22 protein-coding genes and 1 other annotated feature are annotated in these 25679 nt (G+C 36.5%); of the genes, 18 read left to right on the top strand and 4 right to left on the bottom strand.

Features of this window, described 5'->3' with window-relative positions; all coding sequences use genetic code 11:
- Positions 1 to 121 precede the first annotated feature (121 nt).
- From IGK91_RS07765 to IGK91_RS07720, 10 genes are all read left to right on the top strand, one after another.
- Entirely contained in the window at positions 122 to 4474 is a 4353-nt protein-coding gene (locus IGK91_RS07765; protein WP_430605281.1) for a PolC-type DNA polymerase III, read from the top strand.
- Between the two features lie 143 nt (positions 4475 to 4617).
- Complete coding sequence (gene rimP, locus IGK91_RS07760; RefSeq protein WP_010718882.1) at positions 4618 to 5091, top strand: ribosome maturation factor RimP; 474 nt, start codon at positions 4618 to 4620, stop codon at positions 5089 to 5091.
- 21 nt (positions 5092 to 5112) lie between these two features.
- Entirely contained in the window at positions 5113 to 6300 is a 1188-nt protein-coding gene (gene nusA / locus IGK91_RS07755; protein ID WP_010718883.1) for a transcription termination factor NusA, read from the top strand.
- 23 nt (positions 6301 to 6323) lie between these two features.
- The gene (gene rnpM / locus IGK91_RS07750) at positions 6324 to 6617 is read left to right on the top strand and encodes an RNase P modulator RnpM (RefSeq protein WP_010718884.1); all 294 of its coding nucleotides are present in this window, start codon (positions 6324 to 6326) and stop codon (positions 6615 to 6617) included.
- Entirely contained in the window at positions 6614 to 6925 is a 312-nt protein-coding gene (locus tag IGK91_RS07745) for a YlxQ-related RNA-binding protein (protein WP_010718885.1), read from the top strand. Before rnpM ends, IGK91_RS07745 begins: the two co-directional genes overlap by 4 nt.
- A 12-nt stretch (positions 6926 to 6937) precedes the next feature.
- Positions 6938 to 9292 (top strand): translation initiation factor IF-2, encoded by a 2355-nt coding sequence (infB, locus tag IGK91_RS07740; protein ID WP_081123315.1) that lies wholly within the window; start codon positions 6938 to 6940, stop codon positions 9290 to 9292.
- A gap of 19 nt (positions 9293 to 9311) precedes the next feature.
- Positions 9312 to 9659: a 30S ribosome-binding factor RbfA gene (gene rbfA, locus IGK91_RS07735; protein WP_010718887.1), complete on the top strand. Its 348-nt coding sequence runs from the start codon at positions 9312 to 9314 to the stop codon at positions 9657 to 9659.
- Positions 9660 to 10321: 662 nt separating this feature from the next.
- Positions 10322 to 11245, top strand: coding sequence for a tRNA pseudouridine(55) synthase TruB (gene truB, locus IGK91_RS07730; protein ID WP_010718888.1), 924 nt, complete (start codon positions 10322 to 10324; stop codon positions 11243 to 11245).
- Positions 11246 to 11247: 2 nt separating this feature from the next.
- On the top strand, positions 11248 to 12183 hold the full coding sequence (gene ribF, locus IGK91_RS07725) for a riboflavin biosynthesis protein RibF (RefSeq protein ID WP_010737771.1): 936 nt from the start codon (positions 11248 to 11250) through the stop codon (positions 12181 to 12183).
- 199 nt (positions 12184 to 12382) lie between these two features.
- Positions 12383 to 13168 carry a glucose-1-dehydrogenase gene (locus IGK91_RS07720; RefSeq protein ID WP_010737770.1) on the top strand — a complete coding sequence of 262 codons (786 nt, stop codon included), beginning with the start codon at positions 12383 to 12385 and terminating at the stop codon, positions 13166 to 13168.
- A 359-nt stretch (positions 13169 to 13527) separates the two neighbouring features.
- Here IGK91_RS07720 and IGK91_RS07715 read toward each other — a convergent pair whose 3' ends face one another.
- Positions 13528 to 13983, bottom strand: coding sequence for a helix-turn-helix domain-containing protein (locus IGK91_RS07715; RefSeq protein WP_010718891.1), 456 nt, complete (start codon positions 13981 to 13983; stop codon positions 13528 to 13530).
- Between the two features lie 789 nt (positions 13984 to 14772).
- Here IGK91_RS07715 and IGK91_RS07710 point away from each other — a divergent pair.
- Positions 14773 to 15990, top strand: coding sequence for a radical SAM/SPASM domain-containing protein (locus tag IGK91_RS07710; protein ID WP_181934330.1), 1218 nt, complete (start codon positions 14773 to 14775; stop codon positions 15988 to 15990).
- A 14-nt stretch (positions 15991 to 16004) separates the two neighbouring features.
- Positions 16005 to 16280 (top strand): hypothetical protein, encoded by a 276-nt coding sequence (locus IGK91_RS07705; RefSeq protein ID WP_010737768.1) that lies wholly within the window; start codon positions 16005 to 16007, stop codon positions 16278 to 16280.
- Between the two features lie 135 nt (positions 16281 to 16415).
- Here the strand turns inward: IGK91_RS07705 and IGK91_RS07700 are convergent, their stop codons facing one another.
- Both IGK91_RS07700 and IGK91_RS07695 read right to left on the bottom strand, forming a co-directional pair.
- Positions 16416 to 17117 (bottom strand): branched-chain amino acid transport system II carrier protein, encoded by a 702-nt coding sequence (locus tag IGK91_RS07700; protein ID WP_241653299.1) that lies wholly within the window; start codon positions 17115 to 17117, stop codon positions 16416 to 16418.
- Positions 17104 to 17589 carry a branched-chain amino acid transport system II carrier protein gene (locus tag IGK91_RS07695; protein ID WP_241653298.1) on the bottom strand — a complete coding sequence of 162 codons (486 nt, stop codon included), beginning with the start codon at positions 17587 to 17589 and terminating at the stop codon, positions 17104 to 17106. The genes IGK91_RS07700 and IGK91_RS07695 overlap by 14 nt, the downstream gene beginning before the upstream one ends.
- Before the next feature lie 136 nt (positions 17590 to 17725).
- Positions 17726 to 17963 (bottom strand) — a binding site (T-box leader).
- Positions 17964 to 18470: 507 nt separating this feature from the next.
- Between IGK91_RS07695 and IGK91_RS07690 the strand changes: the two genes are divergently transcribed.
- The 6 genes from IGK91_RS07690 to IGK91_RS07665 all read left to right on the top strand — a co-directional run bounded on the left by IGK91_RS07690 (position 18471) and on the right by IGK91_RS07665 (position 24745).
- Positions 18471 to 18812 (top strand): LPXTG cell wall anchor domain-containing protein, encoded by a 342-nt coding sequence (locus IGK91_RS07690; RefSeq protein ID WP_010737766.1) that lies wholly within the window; start codon positions 18471 to 18473, stop codon positions 18810 to 18812.
- Positions 18778 to 19446: a WxL domain-containing protein gene (locus tag IGK91_RS07685; protein WP_010737765.1), complete on the top strand. Its 669-nt coding sequence runs from the start codon at positions 18778 to 18780 to the stop codon at positions 19444 to 19446. Before IGK91_RS07690 ends, IGK91_RS07685 begins: the two co-directional genes overlap by 35 nt.
- A gap of 17 nt (positions 19447 to 19463) precedes the next feature.
- The gene (locus IGK91_RS07680; RefSeq protein ID WP_104325012.1) at positions 19464 to 20174 is read left to right on the top strand and encodes a WxL domain-containing protein; all 711 of its coding nucleotides are present in this window, start codon (positions 19464 to 19466) and stop codon (positions 20172 to 20174) included.
- Positions 20171 to 21211, top strand: a complete 1041-nt coding sequence (locus IGK91_RS07675) for a DUF916 and DUF3324 domain-containing protein (RefSeq protein ID WP_113803594.1) — start codon at positions 20171 to 20173, stop codon at positions 21209 to 21211. Before IGK91_RS07680 ends, IGK91_RS07675 begins: the two co-directional genes overlap by 4 nt.
- A gap of 8 nt (positions 21212 to 21219) precedes the next feature.
- Positions 21220 to 22977: a hypothetical protein gene (locus IGK91_RS07670; RefSeq protein ID WP_081125119.1), complete on the top strand. Its 1758-nt coding sequence runs from the start codon at positions 21220 to 21222 to the stop codon at positions 22975 to 22977.
- Positions 22978 to 23566: 589 nt separating this feature from the next.
- On the top strand, positions 23567 to 24745 hold the full coding sequence (locus IGK91_RS07665; RefSeq protein WP_223603364.1) for a sensor histidine kinase: 1179 nt from the start codon (positions 23567 to 23569) through the stop codon (positions 24743 to 24745).
- Positions 24746 to 24803: 58 nt separating this feature from the next.
- On the opposite strand, the gene IGK91_RS07660 is transcribed toward IGK91_RS07665, so the two are convergent.
- Positions 24804 to 25568: a LytTR family transcriptional regulator DNA-binding domain-containing protein gene (locus IGK91_RS07660; RefSeq protein WP_192924244.1), complete on the bottom strand. Its 765-nt coding sequence runs from the start codon at positions 25566 to 25568 to the stop codon at positions 24804 to 24806.
- Between the last annotated feature and the right edge of the window lie 111 nt (positions 25569 to 25679).

The following is a 25679-nucleotide window of genomic DNA, read 5'->3' as shown; positions in this document are numbered from 1 at the left end:
ATTCTTTGTCGTTTTTTTAATGTAAATCCATGTAAAAACGGGTATACTAAATAGTACTGAAAGAAGAAGAGGTTCAAATGAAATAGCATTGATTTGTCCTCGTCAGAAAGGGCGTATGGTTTTGTCAGAAAAACGAGAGTTATTTGAAAAATTGTTGGAACAAATCCAACTAGAAGAAGTGGAAAAAAATCATCCACTAATCTCTGCTGGCGAAATGGAGCGTGTAGTGGTTCACCGCAAATCAAGATTGTGGGAGTTTACCCTACACTTTACTCAAATTTTACCGATCATGCTTTATCGATCATTGCTCCAAAATTTGACACTGGCATTTAAAGATATTGCACAGATCAGATTAACTATCAAAGCTGATGATCAGCAGTTTGATGAAAAATTATTACAAGATTATTGGGCACAAGCTTTAGAAAGCCAACAATGCGATACGCCGTTGGCTCAACAAGTTTTAAAAACACAAGTCCCTATATTGAAGGAAAAGAAAATTGTCTTGCCAGTCGATAGTAATGGCGCTATTAATTATTTAAAGCAACAATATCTACCTTTAGTTGAAACGCTGTTTGTCAGCTACGGGTTCCCTAAATTTCGTATCGAACCTGAAATTGATGAAGAACAAGCAGAACGTGTGCTAAAACTGTTTGAAGAGCGGAAGCAAGAACAAGCAGAAGCGTTCATGAAGCAAGCTGCGGAAAGTTTGATTGTCCATGAACAAAAGAAAAAAGAAAGAAAAGAGCAACTTCCTGTACTAGATGGACCGATCCAGTTAGGTCGTAATATTCCAGCAGATGAACCGACAATACCAATGATCAATATCGTTGAAGAAGAACGTCGTGTGACCTTGGAAGGCTATGTATTTGATAAAGAAGTGCGTGAGCTACGTTCAAAACGTAAGATTCTAACGTTAAAAATCACCGATTATACTTCTTCTTTTATTGTTAAGAAATTTTCAAATAATGAAAAAGATGAACAAATCTTTGATGCAATCAGCGTAGGAAGCTGGTTAAAAGTTAGAGGAAGTATCCAAGAAGATACATTTGTGCGAGACCTGGTGATGAATGCACAAGATATCATTGAGGTGAAGCATGCACCTCGTAAAGACTATGCTCCTGACGATGAGAAACGAGTGGAATTACATGTTCATAGTAATATGAGTACGATGGATGCAACCAATAGTATCTCTGACCTTGTGGCTCAAGCTGGAAAATGGGGACACAAAGCGATTGCGATCACGGATCATGGAGGGGCACAAGCATTTCCTGAAGCGCATAGTGCCGGTAAAAAAGCAGGCGTGAAAATTCTTTATGGGGTTGAAGCCAATGTTGTAGATGATGGTGTGCCGATTGCTTACAATGATGAACATGTTTCTTTGAATGAAGGAACATATGTCGTATTTGACGTGGAAACCACCGGACTATCTGCTGTTTATGATACGATCATCGAATTAGCTGCGGTCAAGATGTATAAAGGGAATGTCATTGAAAGCTTTGATGAATTTATTGATCCTGGACACCCACTTTCCCGCACAACGATTGATCTAACTGGGATCACAGATGAAATGGTACGAGGATCTAAATCAGAAGAAGAAGTCCTACGTCTGTTTCTCGAGTTTTCAAAAGATTCGATTCTGGTCGCCCATAATGCCGCGTTTGATATGGGATTTTTGAATACAAGTTATGCAAAATATGGAATCCCAGAGGCGACGAATCCAGTCATCGATACGCTAGAATTAGCCAGATATCTGTATCCTCAATTTAAACGATTTGGTCTAGGTGTGTTATCTAAAAAATTTGGTGTCAGTCTTGAACAGCATCACCGAGCGATTTACGATGCTGAAGCGACAGGTCATTTAGCATGGATTTTCGTTAAAGAAGCAATGGAAAACCATGAGATGCTCTACCATGATCAACTCAATGCTCATGTGGGAGAAGGCGATTCGTATAAACGAGCAAGGCCATTTCATGTGACGATCTTAGCGAAAAATCAAGCTGGATTAAAAGATTTATTCAAATTAATCTCGATGTCGAATGTGGAATATTTTGAACGTGTCCCACGTATTCCTCGTTCACAACTGAAGAAATTACGTGAGAATCTTTTCATTGGCTCTGCTTGTGATAAAGGTGAGATTTTCGAAGCAATGATGCAAAAAGGAATTGAAGAAGCTAGAAATCGAGCAAAATTTTATGATTATATTGAAGTGATGCCAAAAGCGGTCTATGCACCATTGCTTGAGCAAGAACTAGTCAAAAATGAACATGATTTAGAAGAAATCATCAAAAATCTAGTTGAAATCGGAAAGTCATTGGACAAAATCGTCGTTGCTACTGGGAATGTTCATTACCTTAATGAAGAAGATGCAATCTATCGGAAGATTTTGATTAATTCAATGGGTGGGGCTAATCCGTTGAACCGACATAGTTTGCCTGATGTGCATTTTAGAACAACAGATGAGATGTTGATTGCTTTTAACTTTTTAGGAAAAGATCTAGCGAAAGAAATCGTCGTTGACAATACGAATAAGATTGCTGACCTTTGTGAAGAGGTCATTCCGGTGAAAGATGATTTGTATACGCCAAAAATTCCTGGATCTGAAGAAGAGATTTCTGATTTGAGTTATACCAGAGCTAAACAGTTGTACGGTGATCCATTACCAGAAATCATTGAAAAACGATTAGAAAAAGAATTGAATTCGATCAACGGGAATGGGTTTTCTGTGATCTATTTGATTGCGCAAAAACTGGTGCATAAAAGTAACAAAGATGGTTATTTAGTTGGTTCACGTGGATCAGTTGGTTCTAGTTTTGTTGCGACAATGACTGGGATCACTGAAGTAAATCCATTAGCCCCTCACTATTATTGTCCTGATTGCCAGTATTCAGAATTCTTTGAAGATGGTACTTACGGTTCGGGGTTTGATATGCCTGAAAAAAAATGTCCGAAATGTGGCGCACGATTAAATAAAGATGGCCATGATATTCCTTTTGAAACGTTCTTAGGGTTCCATGGAGACAAAGTACCAGATATCGATTTGAACTTTTCAGGTGATTACCAAGCAGAAGCGCACAACTATACGAAAGTTTTGTTTGGGGAAGAATATGTTTATCGAGCAGGAACAATCGGTACAGTTGCCGATAAAACAGCTTATGGCTTTGTTAAAGGTTATGAGCGAGATCATAATTTACAATTTCGCAGTGCTGAAGTTGATCGATTAGCCAAAGGTGCGACTGGCGTGAAGCGAACGACTGGACAACATCCAGGGGGGATCATCGTTATTCCCGATTACATGGACGTATATGATTTTACACCGATCCAATATCCAGCAGATGATCAAAATTCAGAATGGAAAACAACGCATTTTGATTTCCATTCTATCCATGATAATGTACTGAAGCTTGATATTCTGGGACATGATGATCCGACAGTAATCCGTATGTTGCAGGATTTATCGGGAATCGATCCACAAACGATCCCAACTGACGATCCAGAAGTAATGAGAATTTTTGCCGGTCCAGATGTCTTGAACGTTACCAGTGAACAGATTTATTCTAAAACAGGGACACTAGGTATCCCAGAGTTTGGGACACGCTTTGTTCGGGGAATGTTGGAAGAAACACATCCAACGACTTTTGCTGAACTCTTACAGATTTCCGGATTATCACATGGGACCGATGTGTGGTTAGGCAATGCAGAAGAATTGATCAAACGTGGGGATGCAACTTTGGCTGAAGTAATTGGTTGTCGGGATGATATCATGGTTTACTTGATCCATGCTGGATTAGATAGTGGGATGGCTTTTAAGATTATGGAAACCGTTCGTAAAGGGCTATGGAACAAGATCCCTGATGAATTACGAGAAACCTATCTATCCGCCATGAAAGAAAACAATGTTCCAGATTGGTACATTGATTCTTGTTCTAAAATCAAATATATGTTCCCAAAAGCCCATGCAGCGGCTTATGTTTTGATGGCCTTACGTGTAGCTTATTTTAAAGTCTATTTCCCTATTTTATACTATTGTGCCTATTTCTCAGTTCGAGCGGATGATTTTAATCTTGTGGCTATGTGTAAAGGGAAAGATGCGGTAAAACAAGCGATGAAAGAAATCACAGATAAAGGTTTGGATGCCTCAGTCAAAGAGAAAAATCAGTTGACCGTCCTTGAATTAGCGAATGAAATGTTGGAAAGAGGCTTCCATTTTGGCATGATCGATCTATATAAATCAGATGCCGTGAACTTCGTGATCGAAGGAGACACATTGATCGCACCATTTAGAGCTGTCCCAAGTTTAGGAACAAACGTTGCAAAACAAATCGTTGAAGCACGAAAAGATGGACCATTCTTATCAAAAGAAGATCTTGCTACACGAGGAAAAGTTTCTAAAACGTTGATTGAGTATATGAACGACAACGGAGTATTGAAAGACCTTCCAGATGAAAACCAACTTTCCTTGTTTGATATGTTCTAATCAAGGGTTAGCGTGGAAGCTTGTCATTTTAAATGAAATATGGTATAGTTATTTATAGGTAATGATACTAACTGTGAGTGAGCGGAATTTTCGCTCACTCTTTTTAATGGAATTACGGAAGCAATTTTAAGGAGGCGAACTTTTTGAGTAGCGTCGTTGAAACAGTCACAGCAATGGTGACTCCGATTTTAGAGGAACAAAATTTTGAACTTGTCGAAGTAGAATTTGTGAAGGAAGGCAAAAGTTGGTTCTTACGAGTATTCATTGACAAAGATGGCGGAATCGATATCGAAGAATGTGCATGGGTTAGCGAAAAACTTAGCGAAAAACTTGATGCAGCAGATCCAGATCCTATCCCACAAGCTTATTTTCTAGAGGTATCATCTCCAGGGGCAGAACGCCCATTAAAAAAAGAGAAAGATTACGAAAAAGCGCTTGGAGAATATATCCATGTTTCTCTTTATCAACCAGTTGATGGAGAAAAACAATATGAAGGATTTCTTCAATCAGTTGATGCTGAACAGCTGATATTGAAAATACGCATAAAAACACGGGAAAAAGAATTAATTCTTGACCGAAAAAATATTGCCAAAGCTCGCTTAGCGATCCAATTTTAATCACGGAGAGGAAACAGAAAAATGAGTAAAGAAATGCTAAACGCATTAGATGCATTAGAAGCTGAAAAAGGGATTTCAAAAGAAATCGTGATCGACGCTTTAGAAGCTGCTTTAGTTTCTGCATACAAACGCCATTATGGTCAAGCTCAAAATGTTGAAGTTGAATTTGATCAAAAGAAAGGGAAAATTCACGTCTATGCTGTGAAAGAAGTTACTGAAGAAGTAATGGATTCACAATTAGAAGTATCATTAAAAGATGCGCTTTTGATTAATCCGGCATATGAGATTGGTGATACCATCCGTTTTGAAGTGACACCAAAAGACTTTGGACGAATTGCTGCACAAACAGCAAAACAAGTTATTTTACAACGTGTCAGAGAAGCAGAAAGAACCATCATTTACAATGAGTTCAGCGCGTATGAAAAAGACATTATGCAAGGTATCGTTGAACGTCAAGATAAACGATATATCTATGTAAATCTTGGAAAGATCGAAGCAGTTTTATCGAAACAAGATCAAATGCCTAATGAATTTTATCAACCGCATGATCGTATCAAAGTGTACGTTTCTCGTGTAGAAAATACGTCAAAAGGTCCACAAGTCTTCGTTAGCCGTAGCCATCCAGATCTATTACGCCGTTTATTCGAACAAGAAGTGCCAGAAGTTTACGATGGGATCGTTGAAATCGTAAGCATTGCTAGAGAAGCGGGCGATCGCTCAAAAGTAGCCGTTCGTTCAAATGATGAAAATATTGATGCAGTTGGAACTTGTGTTGGACCAAAAGGCCAGCGTGTGCAAGCGATAGTGAATGAATTAAAGGGTGAAAACATGGATATCGTTGAGTGGAACGAAGATCCAGCGGTATTTATCACCAATGCTCTGAATCCAGCGCAAGTGATCGATGTGATTTTTGATGAAGAAAATCCTAAAGCTTGTACCGTTGTCGTTCCAGATTACCAATTATCCTTAGCGATTGGTAAACGTGGACAAAATGCACGTTTGGCTGCCAAACTAACAAATCACAAAATCGATATCAAGTCAGAATCAGATATGGCTGAATATTATGAAAAACAAGCGCAAGATCAAGAAGTAGCTTCTGAAGAAGTCGCTCATGATGAAGCGATCGTTCAATCTGATTATACAGATGATGAATATGAAACGATTGCTTTCAACGATGAAACAGTTGAAAATACGGATCAAGATGCTTAACAATTAGCTTAGGAGGCGAAGAGATGAAACAAAGGAAGATTCCTTTACGCAAATCTGTGGTTTCAGGTGAAATGAAACCCAAAAAAGAGATGATTCGAATTACCCGTTCCAAAGAAGGGGAAGTATCGATTGATCCCACTGGGAAAATGCCAGGCCGTGGTGCGTATGTCTCACTTGAGCCAGCTGAAGTACAACAAGCTTGGGATAAGAAGATTCTTGATCGGGCGTTAGAAACGACTTTGACAGATGAATTCTACCAAGAGTTACTCGATTATGTAACCCATCAAAAAGCACGAAAAGAGCTATTCGGTAAATGAATGAAGGAAATCGGCAAAAAGCCATGAATCTCATTGGGTTAGCGATGCGCGCTGGTAAGTTGATTACCGGCGAGGAGTTGACCATTGCAGACATTCGTAAACAGAAAGCAAAGATCGTGTTTGTAGCAAATGATGCGAGTGAGAATACGAAGAAAAAAGTGAAAGATAAGAGTTCATATTATGAAGTTCCTTGCTTTGAACTATTTTCCGAAGCTGAAATCACGCAGATGATTGGGAAGCCTCGCAAAGTATTTGGAATCGTAGATAACGGTTTTGCGAAGAAAACCAAGGAGCTAATTGAAGGTTAGGAAGGTGATTGCATGAGCAACAAACGAATTTATGAACTAGCAAAAGAATTAAATCAGCCTAGTAAAGACGTTGTGGAAAAGGCGCAGCAACTTGGGATTAATGTGAAGAATCACATGGGAACAATCACAACTGGTGATGAAAAGAAGTTGCAACAAGCGTTCAAAAAACCACAGACGAATAAAAAACCAGCACAGCAAGCCAGCCAAAAGCCAGCCACAAACCAGCCGAATGAACAAAAGAAACAAGAAACAAAAACGAAACAACAAAAAAATAACCGCAACTATCAAGATCGCGGTCAAGGGAGCGGTCAAGTGAATCAAGGAAAAAACCAATCAACAAACCAAAACCGAAGTAATAATGGAGGCGGAAATAACCAAAACCGTCAAGGAGCAACACAAAGTGGCAATCAAAACCGCCAAGGATCAACACAAGGCGGAAACCAAAATCGCCAAGGATCAAACCAAGGTGGTAACCAAAACCGTAACAACAATAATAATCGTGGTAAATTTAACAATAACAACCGCAATCGTTTTAACAAAAAAGGGAAAAAAGGAAAACAACAAACTTCCAATAAACCTGCTGTACCACCACGTAAATTCCGTGAGTTACCAGAAGTATTAGAGTATACTGAAGGCATGAACGTTGCGGATATTGCGAAGAAAATCCATCGTGAACCAGCAGAGATCATCAAAAAATTATTTATGCTTGGCGTAATGGTCAACCAAAACCAAGCACTAGATAAAGATACGATTGAACTCTTAGCAACAGATTATGGGATGGAACCACAAGAAAAAATCCAAGTAGATATCGCAGATATCGACAAATTCTTTGAACCAGAAGAATTAAATCCTGATACATTGGTTTCTCGTCCACCAGTTGTAACAATCATGGGACACGTCGACCACGGGAAAACAACATTACTTGATACATTACGTCATTCACGAGTAACAAGTGGCGAAGCTGGTGGGATTACACAACATATCGGTGCCTACCAAATCGATATCGATGGCAAACCAATCACATTCTTAGACACACCTGGGCATGCTGCATTTACAAGTATGCGTGCGCGAGGAGCAAGTATCACTGATATCACGATCTTAGTTGTAGCAGCAGATGACGGTGTTATGCCACAAACAGTCGAAGCAATCAACCATGCGAAAGCAGCTGGCGTACCAATTATCGTTGCTGTTAATAAGATTGATAAACCAGGGGCAAATCCTCAACACGTGATGCAAGAATTAAGTGAATATGAATTGATTCCAGAAGCTTGGGGTGGAGAAACGATTTTCGTTGAAATCTCTGCTAAATTTGGTCAAAATATTGACGAATTGCTAGAAATGATCTTGCTGGTTGCGGAAGTAGAGGATCTAAAAGCAGATCCTAAACAACGAGCAATTGGTACAGTAATTGAAGCACGTCTAGACAAAGGAAAAGGACCTGTTACTACATTACTTGTTCAACAAGGGACTTTAAACGTAGGTGACCCAATTGTAGTAGGAAATACCTATGGACGTGTGCGTGTGATGGTCAACGACTTAGGTCGTCGTGAAAAATCTGCTGGACCAGCAACACCAGTTGAGATCACTGGGTTAAACGATGTGCCACAAGCAGGTGACCGCTTTGTTGTCTTTGAAGATGAAAAAACTGCTCGTGCAGCCGGTGAAGAACGTGCCAAACGTGCGTTGTTAGAACATCGTGCGATCACTAGTCGGGTAACATTGGACAACTTGTTTGAAAGCTTAAAAGAAGGCGAATTAAAAGAAGTAAATGTTATCATTAAAGCTGATGTACAAGGTTCTGCAGAAGCATTGGCTGCTTCATTGCAAAAGATCGATGTAGAAGGCGTACGTGTGAAAATCGTCCATTCTGCAGTTGGTGCCATCAATGAAAGTGATGTAACCCTTGCAGCAGCAAGTAATGCGATCATCATTGGGTTCAATGTTCGTCCTACACCACAAGCTAAAATTCAAGCGGATAATGAAGAAGTGGACATTCGTTTACACCGAATCATTTATAAAGCAATCGAAGAAATCGAAACAGCGATGAAAGGGATGCTAGATCCAGAGTTTGAAGAAAAAATCACTGGTCAAATGATCGTTCGAGAAACATTCAAAGTTTCAAAAGTTGGAACGATCGCTGGGGCTTATGTCACAGAAGGATACATTCGACGTGATAGTGGCGTTCGCGTGATCCGTGATGGTATCGTCATTTACGAAGGACAACTAGCTAGCTTGAAACGTTTCAAAGACGATGTAAAAGAAGTTAAAATGGGTTATGAATGTGGTGCAATGATCGAAAAATTCAATGACATCAAAGTCGATGACGTCATCGAAGGCTTCATTATGGAAGAAATCAAAACAATTTAATTTTAGGAGGCCGCTCAATATGGCAAACTATAGAGACCGCCGAGTCGGTCAAGAAATTTTAAAAGAAGTAAATGATATTTTACGTAAAAAAGTTCGTGATCCTCGTGTAGAAAACGTGACAATCACTGATGTCCACGTTACGGGAGATCTACAACAAGCAACCATCTATTATAGTATTTTATCTGACTTAGCTTCAGATAAGAAAAAAGCACAGGAAGGCCTAGCAAAAGCAAGTGGACTGATTCGCCGTGAATTAGGACACAACTTAAGCATCTATAAAACGCCTGAATTAACTTTTGAATTAGATGAGTCAGTGGGGTATGGTAACCACATTGATGAGTTGCTTCGTAATTTAAATAAAGATTAAAACAAAAAGAGCTATAAACCTTAAGAAGTGGGGTTATAGCTCTTTTTTAGTAGTTTTTTTAGTTTTAGCTTTTTATAAAGCAGAGATACCGCAGTTACACCATCATCCAATTTTTTAGAAAAAAAGTTCAAACTACACAATGCAAGTAGTTTAAAATGATAAACGCACAGTACCGTAATTTTACTGTACAGAATACATGAGAAAAAAATGAGCAATTTGTACGTGTCTCGAACAGGTTGTGAAAGAAGCGGTCAACTCCAAACGAATAAGAGAGAATCTTTTAAAATAGCTTTTCTTATTTTGAAAAATTCTCTCTTATTTTTAAGAAGTGGCTTCTTGGACACCGTTTATTAAGAGTTAGATTTATACTTCAGACTCTTTTCGAGATTCGTATATGATTCTCAGTTTTTTGTTTTGGGGAAGACTAGGATCATCTATTCCTTAAAAGCTGCGTCTCGTTTTAATCAAAGGTTGCAAATGAAGGATTCAAGCTTGCCTTTGTCTAAGAGAATAACATGAATTGTATTTACAGGTTTGTGAAGTTTTATTACAAGTTTGTTGCCAAATAATAAAAACGTAGCGAAAAAAGGTAAAATCGTCACATTATTGTGGGATGTGTTATAATGACAAAGTTGATATTTTATTGGATAGGGAGAAAAAACATGGACGGATTATTACCTTTGTGGAAAGAACGTGGCATGACAAGTCATGATTGTGTATTTAAATTAAGAAAAATCTTACATATGAAAAAAATTGGTCATGGTGGTACGTTAGACCCTGATGTTGATGGTGTGTTACCGATTTGCCTTGGAAAAGCGACTAAAGTTATCGAATATTTAAGCGATGCAGGAAAAGTATACCAAGGAGAGATTACATTAGGATTTAGTACAACGACAGAAGACAAATCTGGTGAGGTCGTCGAAAGTAAAACAGTTGATCGATTAATCAGTGATGAAGAAATTGATGAAACGATGAAAAGTTTTATCGGGGAAATCACTCAGATACCACCGATGTATTCAGCTGTCAAAGTGAACGGCAAACGTCTTTATGAGTATGCCAGAAACAATGAAACAGTTACACGTCCCGTGCGTAAAGCGCAGATTGAACGTTTTGAAAGAACAAGTGACGTGCATTGGGACCAAGAGAAGGGGTTGCTATCTTGGCGTTTTGAGGTAGTATGCGGGAAAGGGACTTATGTACGAACGCTTGCTGTTGATACTGGGAAAAAATTAGGCTATCCTGCTCACATGTCCGATCTAACTCGAACAGCTAGTGGAGGAATGAAGAAGGAGCAGGCAATCACTTTACAGCAAGTAGCAGATTATATGCTTGCAGGAACCTTTGAAGAACATTTATTACCACTAGAAGCTGGTGTCGCTCGTTTTAAGAGAGTAGACATTAGTGATCGTGTTTGGGAAAAAGTTAAAAATGGTATGCGCTTAGATTATCAGGTATTTAACTTAGCAGAAATGCCGACAGAAGAGATCGCACTTTTTTACCAAGACAAAGTAGTAAGTATTTACCAGCCAAATCCAAAAGAAAAAAATAAATTAAAACCAAGCAAAGTGTTGAGGAATGAGGTATAAAAATGAAAATTATCAAAATTAGACATCCTTATCAAGCAGATCAGATCCCACCAGAAGATGTTGTACTTGTTTTAGGATTTTTTGACGGGGTACATCTAGGCCATCAACGTGTTATCAATCGGGGAAAAGAAATTGCTAAAAAAGAAGGATTGAAATTAGCTTTGATGACTTTCAACCAACATCCTTCAATCGTCTTCAAAAAAATAAATCCAAGTCAAGTAAAATATTTGACTACTCTGGAACAAAAAGAAGAAAAAATGGCCCTATTAGGTGTTGATTATTTATACGAAATCGATTTTACGTCATCGTTTGCTCATTTAGCTCCACAAGAATTTGTCGATCAATATATCGTAGGACTTCATGCAAAATATGCTGTTTCTGGTTTTGACTATACTTACGGACCTAAAGAAATTGCAGATGTAGCGCACTTACCAAGTTATGCAAAGAATCGATTTGAAGTCATCACTGTACCAAAAGAAGAAGACAGTGGCGAGAAGATTAGTTCGACACGGATACGTGAATTATTAAACGCAGGAGAAATAAATGAAGTAACACGTTTATTGGGGGCTGCTTACGAGGTCGAAGGGGTGGTAGTCCATGGCGATGCTCGTGGTCGCCTGCTAGGATTCCCAACAGCTAACATCAAAGTTAAAAGTACTGTTCATCTTCCAAAAGAAGGTGTCTATGTTTCAGAGATCAAAGTTGGTGAAACGTGGTATCAAGCAATGGGATCAATCGGTCATAATGATACCTTTGGTGATGATCGTGAACTTACCGTTGAATTATATATTTTAAATTTTGCTCAAGATATCTATGGAGAGCATGTAAAAGTCCGTTGGCATCATTTTTTGAGAAACCAAGTGAAATTTCCAAACGTTGAATCGTTGATTGAACAACTGAAAGCAGATGAAAAAGCGACAGCGGACTATTTTAAATAAAAGTATTGAATTTAACTGAAGACAATAAAAAAGACTTTTTTGGTGAAATCATTCGAGTCAGCAAGTAGCTTGCTGACTCTTTTATTATAGAAAAAAGTAAATCGATCGAATAAGCGTATCGTTTGCCTAAAAGACAGGGTGCTATTGTACACTTGATATAGGAAGTATGCAGTAGGTGAAAAAGAAGGGTGGAAAGTATATGTATAAAGATCTAACAAATAAGGTGGCAGTAGTAACTGGAGGATCAAAAGGGATCGGTAAAGCAATCTGTGAACGCTTTGGTAAAGAAAAAATGTGTGTGGTTGTCAACTATCATTCGGATGAAGAAGGGGCACAAGAAGCAGTAGCCGAGATCGAAAAAAATGGTGGCAAAGCAGTAGCTGTCGAAGCGGATGTCAGTACAGAAGAAGGGATGGATCGTCTGCTCAAAGCAGCAATCGAAACATTCGGAAGTTTAGATATCTGGGTCAATAATGCTGGTATGGAAACGCAAAAACCAACCCATGAGCTGGAATTAGAAGATTGGGAGAAAGTGTTAAAGGTGAACCTAACAGGCGTATTTTTAGGGACAAAAACAGCGTTGAGTTATTTTAAAACTCATCAGATCAAAGGTAATATTATCAACATGTCCTCCGTTCACGAACAAATCCCTTGGCCGACATTTGCTCATTACGCAGCATCAAAAGGCGGTGTCAAGCTGTTTACAGAAACAGTAGCCATGGAGTACGCACCAGAAAATATTCGAATCAACAGTATTGGACCAGGGGCGATCAAAACTCCGATTAATGCAGAAAAATTTGAAGATCCAAAAGAAAAAGAAATTCTAGAAAGCATGATACCAATGGAACGAGTGGGTAAACCCGAGGAAGTCGCCGCCGCTGCTGCTTGGCTCGCTTCTAATGAATCCAGTTATGTGACAGGAATTACTTTATTTGTAGATGGTGGCATGAAACTATATCCATCCTTTCAAGGTGGTAAGGGTTAAAGCTACTTACCATTATTATAGAAACAAGAAATAGGAAAAAAATAAATTTAGAATCTAAAAAAACAGTAAACGACATTCAAAGAGCTGACCTTCGGCAATAAGACAAAAATCCACAAAACAGGGGGAGCTGTTTCGAGATTTTTATCTTGTTTGCTCCAACGATTACTCGTCGTAGTTTTTACTTGGCGAGTAATCAGGTCAAACGCTCTTTTCGCAATCTCTTATACACGGTGCTTATGCATCCAGTTCTTGAAATAAGCCTGAATTTTTTGAAACATGGGAAGCTGTTTCAAAAAATTCAGGCTTATTGTCATCAGAGCAGATCGTTTCTTTCACAGTCTCTCTTTCAAAATAAAAAACTAATTCTTTTTTAGTGAAATGGATGTTTGTTTTTGTAGTTGTTCATAGATCCATGACCCGAAATTAGTGACATAATTAAAGTTACCACCAATTAAGATATCATATTCATTTTCTTTGAAATGCGTGTATTGGATCAATCGATCATTTTTATTAGCATAAACCTCTGAATGATAGTTAAAAAGTTGCTCTTTAAAGGCATCCATTTCGTGAAAATCATCTGTTACAAGAGATAATTTTAATGTGACAGGGACATCAAGCGTCACTTGATAATCTTTTTGGATCATTAGATTTTCCTTGTCACCGTAAAGGAAATCAAACAAATTTTGTTCAGAAAACTTCCATTTTCCTCCAACTTTTGTTCCCTTTAATTTCCCTTCGTGCAGATAGTTTCGAATTGAACGAGTTGTCACACCAAGTTGGTCGGCTAATTCTTGTACTGAATAATAACCTTTCAATATATCCCTCCTAAAAATTAAACCACTTATTTAAACACCGTGGTATCGAATTAAAATAAAGTCCTTATGACCCAAAAGTTAGTTTCAGATTGATGAGGAATTAAATATACTTTATAGATTGTAATTATACTAAAATTCTTATGAAAAAAATAGATTTGTTCGTTAAATAATCGTTATGTTTAGAATAAAATAAACAGATAAAGCAGTGTTTTTCAAATTTAAACTTAAAAAATCGTTATTTAAAATAACTTAATGGAAATTTATGATCACTATGAAAATTTGAGGTGATGAAATAAAATAAAAACAAATTTACTTATAGATAGTAATGAATCCAATCAAATAAGTCAGAAGAACAAATCAACGTGTCTTAGAAATTTTAGCGTTATATAAAAGAAACGCATAAATTGTTTAATTGTTTTTATTTTATAACTAAGGTTTTAATAATTTTTCTCTCGAACCGTCATTGACAATATTTTCATTCAAAGTTTATACTATATTTAGGAAAAAAAATGAATATTATCGTGCTTTTTCCTAAAAGTTCAGAAAGGAGACTTGTTATGTTTACGAAACCTGTACTAAAAAAAATCTCTGGCAATGTTTTGTCCCCATGTTCTTGTGGGTTATTGATTGGTAACGGTTCTTAATCTAGTCTTCCGATGTCCATTTTTAATTGGAAAATAAAGTTGCCCTACAAAACTCCCCTGTTAAAAAGGCGACTTTATTTTCCTATTTAATATAGTCAAAATGTTATTATTCGTTTGTGATGCTAATAAAAGAGGTGAGTGATCTATGAAAATCAAGGAAAATTTATACGCGTATCCTTTTCTTGATGAAATGATTCTCCATAATGTTCTAAGAAGCAGCTGGCTAGTGATTTCTAAAGAAGAGTTAGAGTTGGTGAAGCTACGAAAGTATTCAGCGTTATCCGAGTCTACGCAAAAAAAACTAAAAATCTTTCAGCTTCTATTAGACGAGCCATTAAAAGTAAAAAAAAATGAAGTCACCATTCCTGAAACCGCTTATTTGGCGTTGACACATCAATGTAATTTAAAATGTGTGTATTGTTACGCAGAAGCAGATATGACCAAGAACTATCCAGATCAATTGTCTTTTATTGAATGGTTCCAACTATTAGAGCAATTAAAAGACTGTGGTGTAAAAAAAGTCATTTTTACTGGTGGAGAAATAGGACTGAATCATGATTCTTTAAAATATATCGATTATGCCTATCAACTAGGCTTATCGGTTGGTTTGATCACTAATGGAACCTTGATTGGAAAAAAAAGGAATGCACAATTCTTGGCAGATCGATGCGAATCAATGACCATCAGCTTGGATTCGATTGATAAAGAAGAAAATGACAAGAACCGTGGTAGAGGTTGTTATGAAATAGCAATGAGAGGTATCCGTAATCTTTTAGATATCGGTTTCCATAATATTTACGTTAATGCAACCGTTACCAACTATAACTTAAAATCGGTTGATCAAACGATTGAGTTTTTTAAAGAGAATGGAATCGCCTATAAATTAGGTGGATTTAGCGAATTAGGAAGAGGTAGTATGGCAGATATTTCATTATCTTTTGAAGAAAGAAAAGAAATCGAGTGCAAAGAAAAAAGTGCTCAACGATCTGCATTTTTAAAGCCATTTACAATTAAAGAATCTTGTGGTTTTGGTTTGGGAGAGTTCGTTATCAATCCAGTTGGGGATATTTTTGCATGTAAATTATTGGAGACAGATGACTATAAATTAGGTAATATCAGAAAAAACAAATTAGCTGATATTTATAACCATAAAGAGATAGAATTGCTTGAATCTCAAAATATCCATCATTTATCTGGTTGTCAAACTTGTTCTTTTCGCTATTTATGCGGTGGTGGTTGTCGTGCGCAACATTATTATCATACCAATGATATTCATGGAGTGGATCGCTCTGAATGTCAATTATTGCAAGAGTTAATAAAAAATCAAATGTATCGTATCTGGAAACAGACAGAAATGACCTGAAGGAGCGTGATTAGGTGAGACTGAACGGCGAATTGGCCTATGAGAAATTAGGGAACGACCTCTATCTTTCCTTGAATGATGAAATCTATCTTTTAGATAATGAAGTATCGATCTATATATTTGAATTATTAAAAACAAATGTAGCACTTAGTCATGTAAAAGAAAAAGTATTAATACGATTTGCTGATTCTGGTGACTATTCTAATGAAGAAAAAGAAAAATATATCACAGAGTTTATCTCAGATCTGATTAACAATCAAATTCTCTTACAAGATCAGGTCAATCAATGAAAACTAGCAAAAGAACAATGCGTTTATCAAAAGATAATCAACATTGTTCTTTTTTGCTTCTTTCTTCTGGCTTCACTCAAATTATCAAATGAAGCGTCATATTTCGGTAAAACTTCTCTTTGTCCGTTACAAGACTCAATTAGATAGAGAAGGGTCTAACTCAGTTCTTTGTTTAAAAATTAAACAATACAGTACGCCTATGATAAAGCCACTGATTGCTGGCAGGATAAAACCAACACCACTGGAAGCAAATGGAATCGTATGAACATACCAATTGGTTAAATTTGTTGTCAAATGATTTTGAATAGGTAATGCTTTGATACCATCAAACAAAGCAGGTATGGCTGTAAAGATTGTCGTCAATTGATAAACGATTCTGCGATTTTGGAAAAAGGCAGAGCAAAGTGCTGGGATGATCATTGCCATGGAAAGAGGATAAAGAATCATTAAAAATGGCATGGTCCAAGCAATAATGGTGTCAAGTCCAAAGTTTGCGGTAATAAAAGAAAGTAATGTAGTGATTCGAAGCCATCCTTTATAGCCGATCTTAGGGAAGCGGACTGAGAAATCTTGGGCAAATGAGGCAATCAATCCCATCGCAGAAGTGAAAACTGCTAACAGCGTCATCAAGGCCATAAAAATCAATCCCACTTTACCAAAATAGGATTGGACGATTTGAATTAATGCAATCCCTCCGTTTTCGGAGATACCAAAGCGATTTAAAGACATCGTACCTAATGCAATAATCCCCAAATAGATACCACCACATAAAACCATCGTGAATAGACCAGATTTTACAGTATTTTTAGCAATCTGATCTTCATCATGAATCCCCATTCCTTGAAGCGCACGAATGATCGTAATTGATTTTTAATAAATTTGATTCACGAGTTGATAAATAATAGGCTAAGCCAAAGAAAATAACCGAAAAGATAAATAAGCCAATCGTTGTATACTTTTCTGGTAAAATCATTCCTAAACTAAATTGATATCCTAATGCAGCAGTTCTGGGAGTGGCGAATAAAGGTCCTAAGGCCATATGGTTCATAATAAGAAATAAGGTACCATACCACGCAGCCACTGGTTTAGCAAAATCGTACAACCCGCTTGAGCGTGTTTTACTTAAGGCAATCAGTGCAGCTAAAGGTAATAAAGTAGAGGAGATCAAAAAACCAATCCCAGCAGATAACCAATGACTACCTGCAAGTTGACCTAAATGAGCAGGGAAAATAAGGTTACCTGCTCCAAAAAGCATTCCGAAAATGAGTGAAGCTAATAAAAATAATTTCTTTGTTGATAATTTTTCCATCATAAATAACTCCTTAATCGTTTAGTTAACATAAATGAAATGAAGCTAAACGTCTGACTCGTCTTTGTCTAAAAATTTGCATAAATCTTTTCCTTTCTTTGGTGAAAAACACAAAAAGCCCGTTGGAATAATTATTCCAACGGGCAATTGACATTGCGGTACCACCGTTTTTTTTGTTTATGAATAAACAATCTCTTAGCGACTCACTAATAGTGAAGCGCATTATCCGATAACGGGGATCGCCGGCACAAACTTCTAACGTCACTTGTGCATCTCCAGAGTTACTTTCACAAATAATAGACCTACGATTTTCCACCAACCAATCGCTCTCTAAAATGCTTATTATTCGTTACTCTCTCTATCAATAATTTTTGTTCATTATAGAAGCAATGATGGACAGTGTCAAGACAAAAAAAGTAAAAAATTGAATTTTCTGTCAATAGATTTGGGTGAAACGTTCACCATTGATTTTTTTCTTTCTTCTTAATTATGGTCAATTTTTATTGCTGTAAGAGTCTTCGTTAAGGACAGAAGCGTAGTTAAGTGTCTACATAATAAATAGTGAAACGAATACTTAATGGCTTGAAAAATGTGGGGAATATTCTTTGAGATTGTTAGAAACAGCCAACTATTGTTAGCAAAGTATTTATTTGACTATCTCTACAACAATTTTGAAATTTGATCGATCACACCGATTTGTTATCAGTCAGTCGTTCGATTCATCTTTTAAGACAAAAAAAGCAAAAATTGCAAGGTTAAACGGTTTCAAACGCCTTTTTTTAGAATGAATATAAGTAAAATAGGATTTACCCAATTGAGCGAAGATTAAAAAAAGGAGGTTTTGTTACATTTGCTGTAAAGAGAAAGGTGAGGGTAAGTGGATGAGAAAGATGACGATTGTTTTCTTTTTGTTCCTTATTTTTTTGACCATTGAGGCATATACGCGAACAATGATTGTCTACGCTGAATCTGTACAAAGCACAGCGGGGATCCGCTTTGTACCAAATCCTTCAAATGCATCATCAGAAGATCTGGCAAAAGAGAAAGACGGGCAGACAAAAAGAATGATGCAAAGAAAGCTCCCAAAAACAATTGATCAGCAGAGTAGTTCTTTGATGATCTGTGGTGGACTCATTGTAACAGCAGCAGGAGGTTTCCTCTTACTGAGAAAAGGAAAGAAGGAAAAAAATGAAAAAAGTAGTTTTAACAATCGCACTATTTAGCACATTCGTTATTAGTGCGAAGGCAACAACCGTTTATGCAGAAATAGCCGATGATACTCATGGCACAAGTATCGCTAAAGTTGGGTTAGAGAAACAAGATGAAACGGATGAACCAACGGATCCAATTGATCCACCAGATGTACCAGGTACGTATATTCCAACAGGAAACACCGGTGCTTTACGTATTGACTATATCTCAAATATTGACTTCGGTACACAAAAAATCGCTAGTGAAACAAAAAACTATACAGCTGGGAATTCAGATGAATTTGTTGAGACACAAATATCTGATCTACGAGGAAATGGTGCAGGTTGGAACTTACAAGTTAGCTATGATAGTGAAAAAGCAGGATTTTATACTGAAAATGGTGTTGCGTTAGCTGGGGCTGAACTAAGCTTGCCAGCAGGGACAGCAAAAACGGTGACAGAGAATCAATCTCCGGCAGCTGAAACGGCAACGGTAACAGTAAATAAAGATGCGCAAAATATTATGTTTGCTGCCGCAACAACCGGTCTAGGGACTTGGGAAGATCAGATGTCAGCAGAAGCTGTTTCATTAAAAGTACCTTCTGGTAACTTGGCAGGAACTTATTCTGCCACACTTGTTTGGACATTAACAGACGCACCAACTTAATCTAAAGGAGAAGAAACATGAAAAAAAATATTCTAGCAACTACATTATTAAGTGTGTTAGCCATTAATACCATGAGTATGACCATCTATGCAGAAGAAATGAGTGATTCAGCAACTTCAACAGCAAAGATCACATTCGAAGGGAATGATACCCATTCCAACAAACCAGTGAATCCAGATAATCCAGATGATCCAATCGACAAACCAGACGAAGTAGATCCAGATGATCCTAACAATCATGGAACTGGCGATCAAGGACCACTTTCAATTGACTATATGTCCAATATCAGTTTTGGTACACAAGAAATTTCACAAAATAAAAAAGTCTATGTCGCAGCAAATGCAAAACCATTTGTTCAAATCACAGATAAACGAGGAGTAGCTGGTGGCTGGTCACTAACTGCGACTGCTTCAAAATTTTCAGCAGCTGACAGCACTGAATTAAAAGGAGCAATCCTATCATTTGCGAATGGAGATACTCGAACGACTTCTGATAACATCAGCGGCAAACCTGATGCTTTTGATTTCACTTTTAACAATCATGAAGCTCAACCAGTTATGACGGCAAAAAGTCTGAATGGTCAGGGAACTTGGTTAGATGTATTTGAAGGAGAAGAAGGAAACAATACAAATGTTCAATTGACTGTTCCTGCTGGTTCTGCTCAAGCAAAAGAGTATACCGCAACGATTACTTGGACCCTTACTGCAGGTCCAACTGATGCACAATGATGAATAAACGTCATCATCGTTTTATTTGTTTAGTCACAGGCATCATCGGATTTTGGGGAATCCTTGGTGTCAATTCGCTCACCTCATATGCAGATTCAGCTGAATCTGCATATAGTGTAAGTGCAAATATACCTGAAGAACAAACAAATAAAGATGTATCTTATTTTGACTTAACTGAAGCACCAAATGAAACGCGCGACCTATCCATTCATTTATCCAATGTCGGAGAAAAAGAAAGTGTCTTTGAAATAGAGATCAACAATGCAGCGACCAACACAAACGGTGTGATCGATTATAATCAACGAACAGTTAAAAAGGATGCCTCTGCCAAATACCAAGTCAGTGATTGCTTAACCACTGATGCAAAGGAAGTAACAATTCCAGCTGGAGAAGCAAAAGACGTGCACTTTCAATTGAAAATGCCAAAAGAATCATTTGACGGGATTCTTTTAGGAGGTATCCATGTAACGAAAAAAGAGAACCAAAGTGAAAAAGTTTCTGGAACAGCGATTCGAAATAAGTATGCTTATGTTATTGGGGTTGAGCTTAGGAACAACAGTAAACCTGTCTCACCAGATTTGAAATTAATTTCTGTAAGAACTGGGTTACAAAATTCGTATGCAACGATTTTTGCACATTTACAAAATCCTACATCAACGATCATCAGTCAAGTTCATACGGAAGCGACGATCACTAAAAAAGGCTCATCAAAAGTGTTGTATACAGCAAACAAAGATCATATGTCGATCGCACCCAATACGAACTTTGATTTTCCGATCAGTGTCAACAAGAAGAAAATCGATCCGGGAACTTATATGTTAACAGTGGATGCGACAACAGAAAATAATCAAAAGAAATGGCATTTAGCAAAAACATTTACGATCAAACCAGAAAATGCCAAAAAAATCAATGATGAAGCAATTACAGAAGAAAAAGCAGAAGTATCTTATCTGCCGATGATCATTGGGATAGGCGGCTTACTATTAGGGATCATTGCGTTCTTAAGTTACAAACTGATCCAACAAAAAGGTAGGTGAGGAAGGAAATGAAAAAGCAAAAAGTGAATAAAAAATTATTATTTCTAGTCGCCTATTTTGCTTTGTTCAGTCTCTTTCAGCTAGCCTTCTCTACTAAGTCAGTTGTTGCGGATTCATGGCCTGATGGACAATCAGAAGCTGACATCTATGGTGGACATATCCATGCTAAAATCACCTATGTAAAAGATGGGAATCCAAATTATACAGCGATTGGGGATACGATAACAGTTACAACAGTTTTAGAAAAAAAAGATGATACAAACCTTGAAGAAGAGTATAAGCAATCAACGTTAGTGACGGTTTTTCCTGATAAAGAGCAAGGGTTGGAATTATTAGGAGAACCCGAACTTGTTTATAAACATGGTGGTGTAACAGGTAACGGAAATTTGATGGCTCCATCTAAGGAAGTTGCCTATGACATCATAACGGCTTATAACTTTTATGGACATACAGAATTTGGAGATTCCAAGTCCTATGATGGGCGGATTACAGAAATATTGCCGCTCGCTTCAGACGGTATCTCTGATGGTCCTTATAGTGACAATTACTCGGTTTATCGATTATTGGAAAAAACGGGTGATTCAATGACGATCACCTATCGTGCCAAAGTCACAGAAAAAGCAGTCACTAAGGATAAATTTGTCTTGCGTGCATCTGTTTGGGATAGTATGAAAAAAGATATTGGATTTACTCATTTTTTATCTGCTGAAATGCCAAGCTTTCAATCAGAAAAGTTAGCCTTATCTTTTGATGATACGAGCAAAAATCTAGAATTAGATTCCGAGCAGATCACGCTAACAGGTAAATGGAGTGGTCCTTTGGACGATCTCACAGCTTACTTAACAATCAATGGGATGATAATGAACACTGATGAACTATTGTCTTGCTTCAAGAGTGATGGCACATTTCGTGTACCTGTTGACCTGAGTCAGCTACCATCAGTTTCAGAAGTGAATAATGTGACTTTGATGATTCAAAAAAGTAATGGTGAGTCAGCACAAGATTCAACGGTCTTAAGAATGACCAAACCTGCTTCACCTCCTACGATTGAACTGGCAAATAATCTTGCTAATCAAACGCTCGTTCTTTACCCGGGGGATCAAGGGTTTACCTTGAGTGGCAAGTGGAAAGCCGATAGTGGTTCGTGGATCAATATTTACTATAAGTTAAATGGTGTTGAAAAAAAGCTGAATGATTCAGATTCGATTGCGAATACACAACCTGGAAATATGGTTGATTTTTCAAAGAATTTCACACTTGCAGACTTAGTAGCAGGAGAAAATCAATTTGAAGTTTATGTTAAAAATGAAAAACAACAACAATCAAATATTGAAACATTTAAGGTGATCAAAGAAGCGGGGGTTGTGAGATTTGTAAACGTACCAGATCTTCTGACTTTCATGTCAATCCCCGTTGCTAGTCATACGATTCAAACAAATTTGACACAGGCAGCCAATCTTTTAGTAGAAGATACAACTGGAAAACCGATTAATTGGAAACTTAATGTGTCACAAACTGAAGAGTTTAAAGATGGTAAACAAGTATTACCAGCCACTCTTTTTTATCAAAATGGTGATACGGCACAAGTCATCGAAAAAGAACATCCGATCACACTTCCTATGACTGAAGTAACAACTAATAATAATGTCCGGAATTACAGCATTCTACAAAATTCAGAAAACTATTTTTATCTAAATGTTCAACCCGGTGGATATGCTGGGGAATATTCATCACAGGTGGAATGGACAATTGTCAATGCCCCTTAGTTACTTTTATTGATAAAATATAGTGGAGCTGGTTAACAGGGATATTCAAATGATTGAAATCCAGATTTTTAATATTGAAATTAGCGAAATAAGCCAAAGATAGCCAAAATTACTTTTTGTATTTAAGCTATCTTTGGCTTATTTTTTTGTATTGTTTTATTAAGGATGGTGCAAATGCTGATCAAAGAAGACTGTTCATTGATTGAAATAGTTTGGATAGTTCTATGCTACTAAAAAAAGATGAATAAATGAAACTTGGATTTCCATCTAATCGAGAAGGTTAAGGTAACGTGAGATTCAGTTTTACAGTTAAGCTCTAAGGTGGTTAAATAAAAATTAAATTTTTCAAATATTCTAAATATGCTTGCGATTTTTCTAGTATTTTTTATTATTCATGTTATCTTATAACAGTAATGTTATTGGTTGTCAAAAGGGGAGGCACCAATTAATGAAAAAGTGGTATGTTTGAAAATGATAAACTGGTTTGCTTAGGGGGATGGGTTAATGGAAGTGATTATTTATATTATAGTGGTTCATCTTAATTTTGCACTGATAGGTCTCATTTTATTTGCAAAAAAAAAGGATTTTTATGGATTGCTTCATTCGTTTGGGATTAACGCTACTTAATATATGGCTGATTGAATGGACGCCAGTATTTTTGGTTTTACTTTATTTTTATAATGGAAAATATATTTTTCAGGAAACAAGAAATCTATTTATTGTTTTTTTATTAAATACTTTTTGTGTAAATTTTATCGGTATTTCTGTTTTTTTGACAATTGAAGTGCCACGATTTTTAGAAAATTATGACTTGTTAGCGAATGCGATCCTAGAAATTTTGCTTTTAGTGGCAATCCTAATTGTAATGAAAGAATTAGATAAAAAGTTTCGAATTAGTAATTATCTATACGCATATAAAAAAAATCGTCTGTTTTCGACATTTTTGATTATATGTATGTTCATGTCACTTTTGTGGTATCATTTGCTTTTTTCGATGGATTCATTGGATTTCCTTTTAACCTCTTTTATTTTAGTTGCTAGTAATTCCTTTTATGGACTACTTATGCTTTTGATTTTATTGAATGAAAAAAAGGAAGAATACTATCAGATCTATTTGGAAAGCATGAAAAAAAATGAAGAATATTATCAAAAGCTAGAAGAATTTCGTCATGATTATAAAAATTATGTTGGTGTGATGGAAGATCTTGTACAGAATAAACAAATTCATAACGAAATAGAGGCCATCGTAGGGGAAGAAAAAGAGTTTTTTGAAACGCAACTCAACGATGCTTTACACATGAAGTTACAAAAAATTTATGATCCACTGTTGCAAGGAGTTTTTGTCAAATTTGTTAAGCGGGCAGAAGAGCTTCGGATACCTTATAAAATCCAAGTTAATCATATCATACCCAAGCTTTCAATGAATTCCTATGACATGATTCGCTTATTTACAAATATTATCGAAAATGCGTTTGTTCATTATGATCAAACGATGGCGAAAGAAAAAAAAGAAATCACGATCATCGTTGAACATTTGTGGGATTGTTTTTATTTTGAATTTAGTAATCCCAGCAAAAACACTGGAAAAAATCTAACTGAATTGTTTCAAAAAGGAACAACCAGTCAGAAAAGTAGTAAGGGAATTGGGTTATACAGTGTCAAAAAAATCGTAGAAGAGAATGAGAATCTTGCATTGAATTTAAAGTATGACAAACAAGAGCAACGTTTTTACTGTATCTTAACTTTGAAAAAAGAAACAGTCCATTAAAAAAAGCCACTCGCCTATTTACTGAATAGGCAAGTGGCTTTTTGTTGTACGTATGGGACTAATGAACTAAATGATTTTCATTTTTCAGATGTTCCATAAAATCCACTAATTTTTTTATGCTTCGACGGCTAAGGATTAAGGTATCATCATTTTTAAACACAATTTCATTGTTTTTTTTATCTACTAATTTAATGTTAGCTGGATTGATGGAGTAACTCTTCAAATCATTGAAAAAATGAAAGTTTTGAAACGTTTGTTTTAGTTCTTCAATTTTTCCATGAATCAAAAAAAATTCTGTTTGACAGAAAAATTCAATAGTCGAACGAGAACCTGTGATCTTACTTAAGTAATTGACTTCTTTAGGGTCGATTAAATAGATTTTAGAAAGTGATTCGATTTTAATGAGTTTACTTTGTCCTTGTTGCAAATTCGAATGGTTGAACAATAATTCTTCCAAGCCATTTACAGCTTCCATGATGTCTTTTTTACTATAATATTTATCTGCTCGAATATTTTGATTGATAATCTCCATACCTTTAGTTGTGTCATTCGTCAAAAACAGGATGTAACAAGAATGATTTCTCTGACGAATTTTTTTGCTAAAATCAATCCCAGAATGAAAACGGTTCAATTCAATATCAACAATAAAAATATCTGAGTCTTGGATAGGCATAAAATCAAGGTCAGCATAGAATTTTTCTAATTGAGAAGGCAAGGGGATGGTTAACGAAATTGCTGCTAAATTAGCACTACGATTATATTGTTTACGAAATTCTTCTTGATGGAATACATTATCTTCAATATAGTACACTTTCACACACATCACCTCCAACTTTCAATCGTTCTTAGTATAGCAAGAATCAATGTGTGGATAAAGAGAATAAAAGAATAAATTATTAGACTTTTTTTATTTAATATTTAAATAATTGAAAGG

The sequence above is a fragment of the Enterococcus sp. DIV1208 genome (assembly GCF_050530455.1).
GTDB classification, from domain to species: domain Bacteria; phylum Bacillota; class Bacilli; order Lactobacillales; family Enterococcaceae; genus Enterococcus_B; species Enterococcus_B hirae.
The sequence above is the reverse complement of the archived record's forward strand: the minus strand, read 5'-3'. Positions and strand labels throughout refer to the sequence as shown.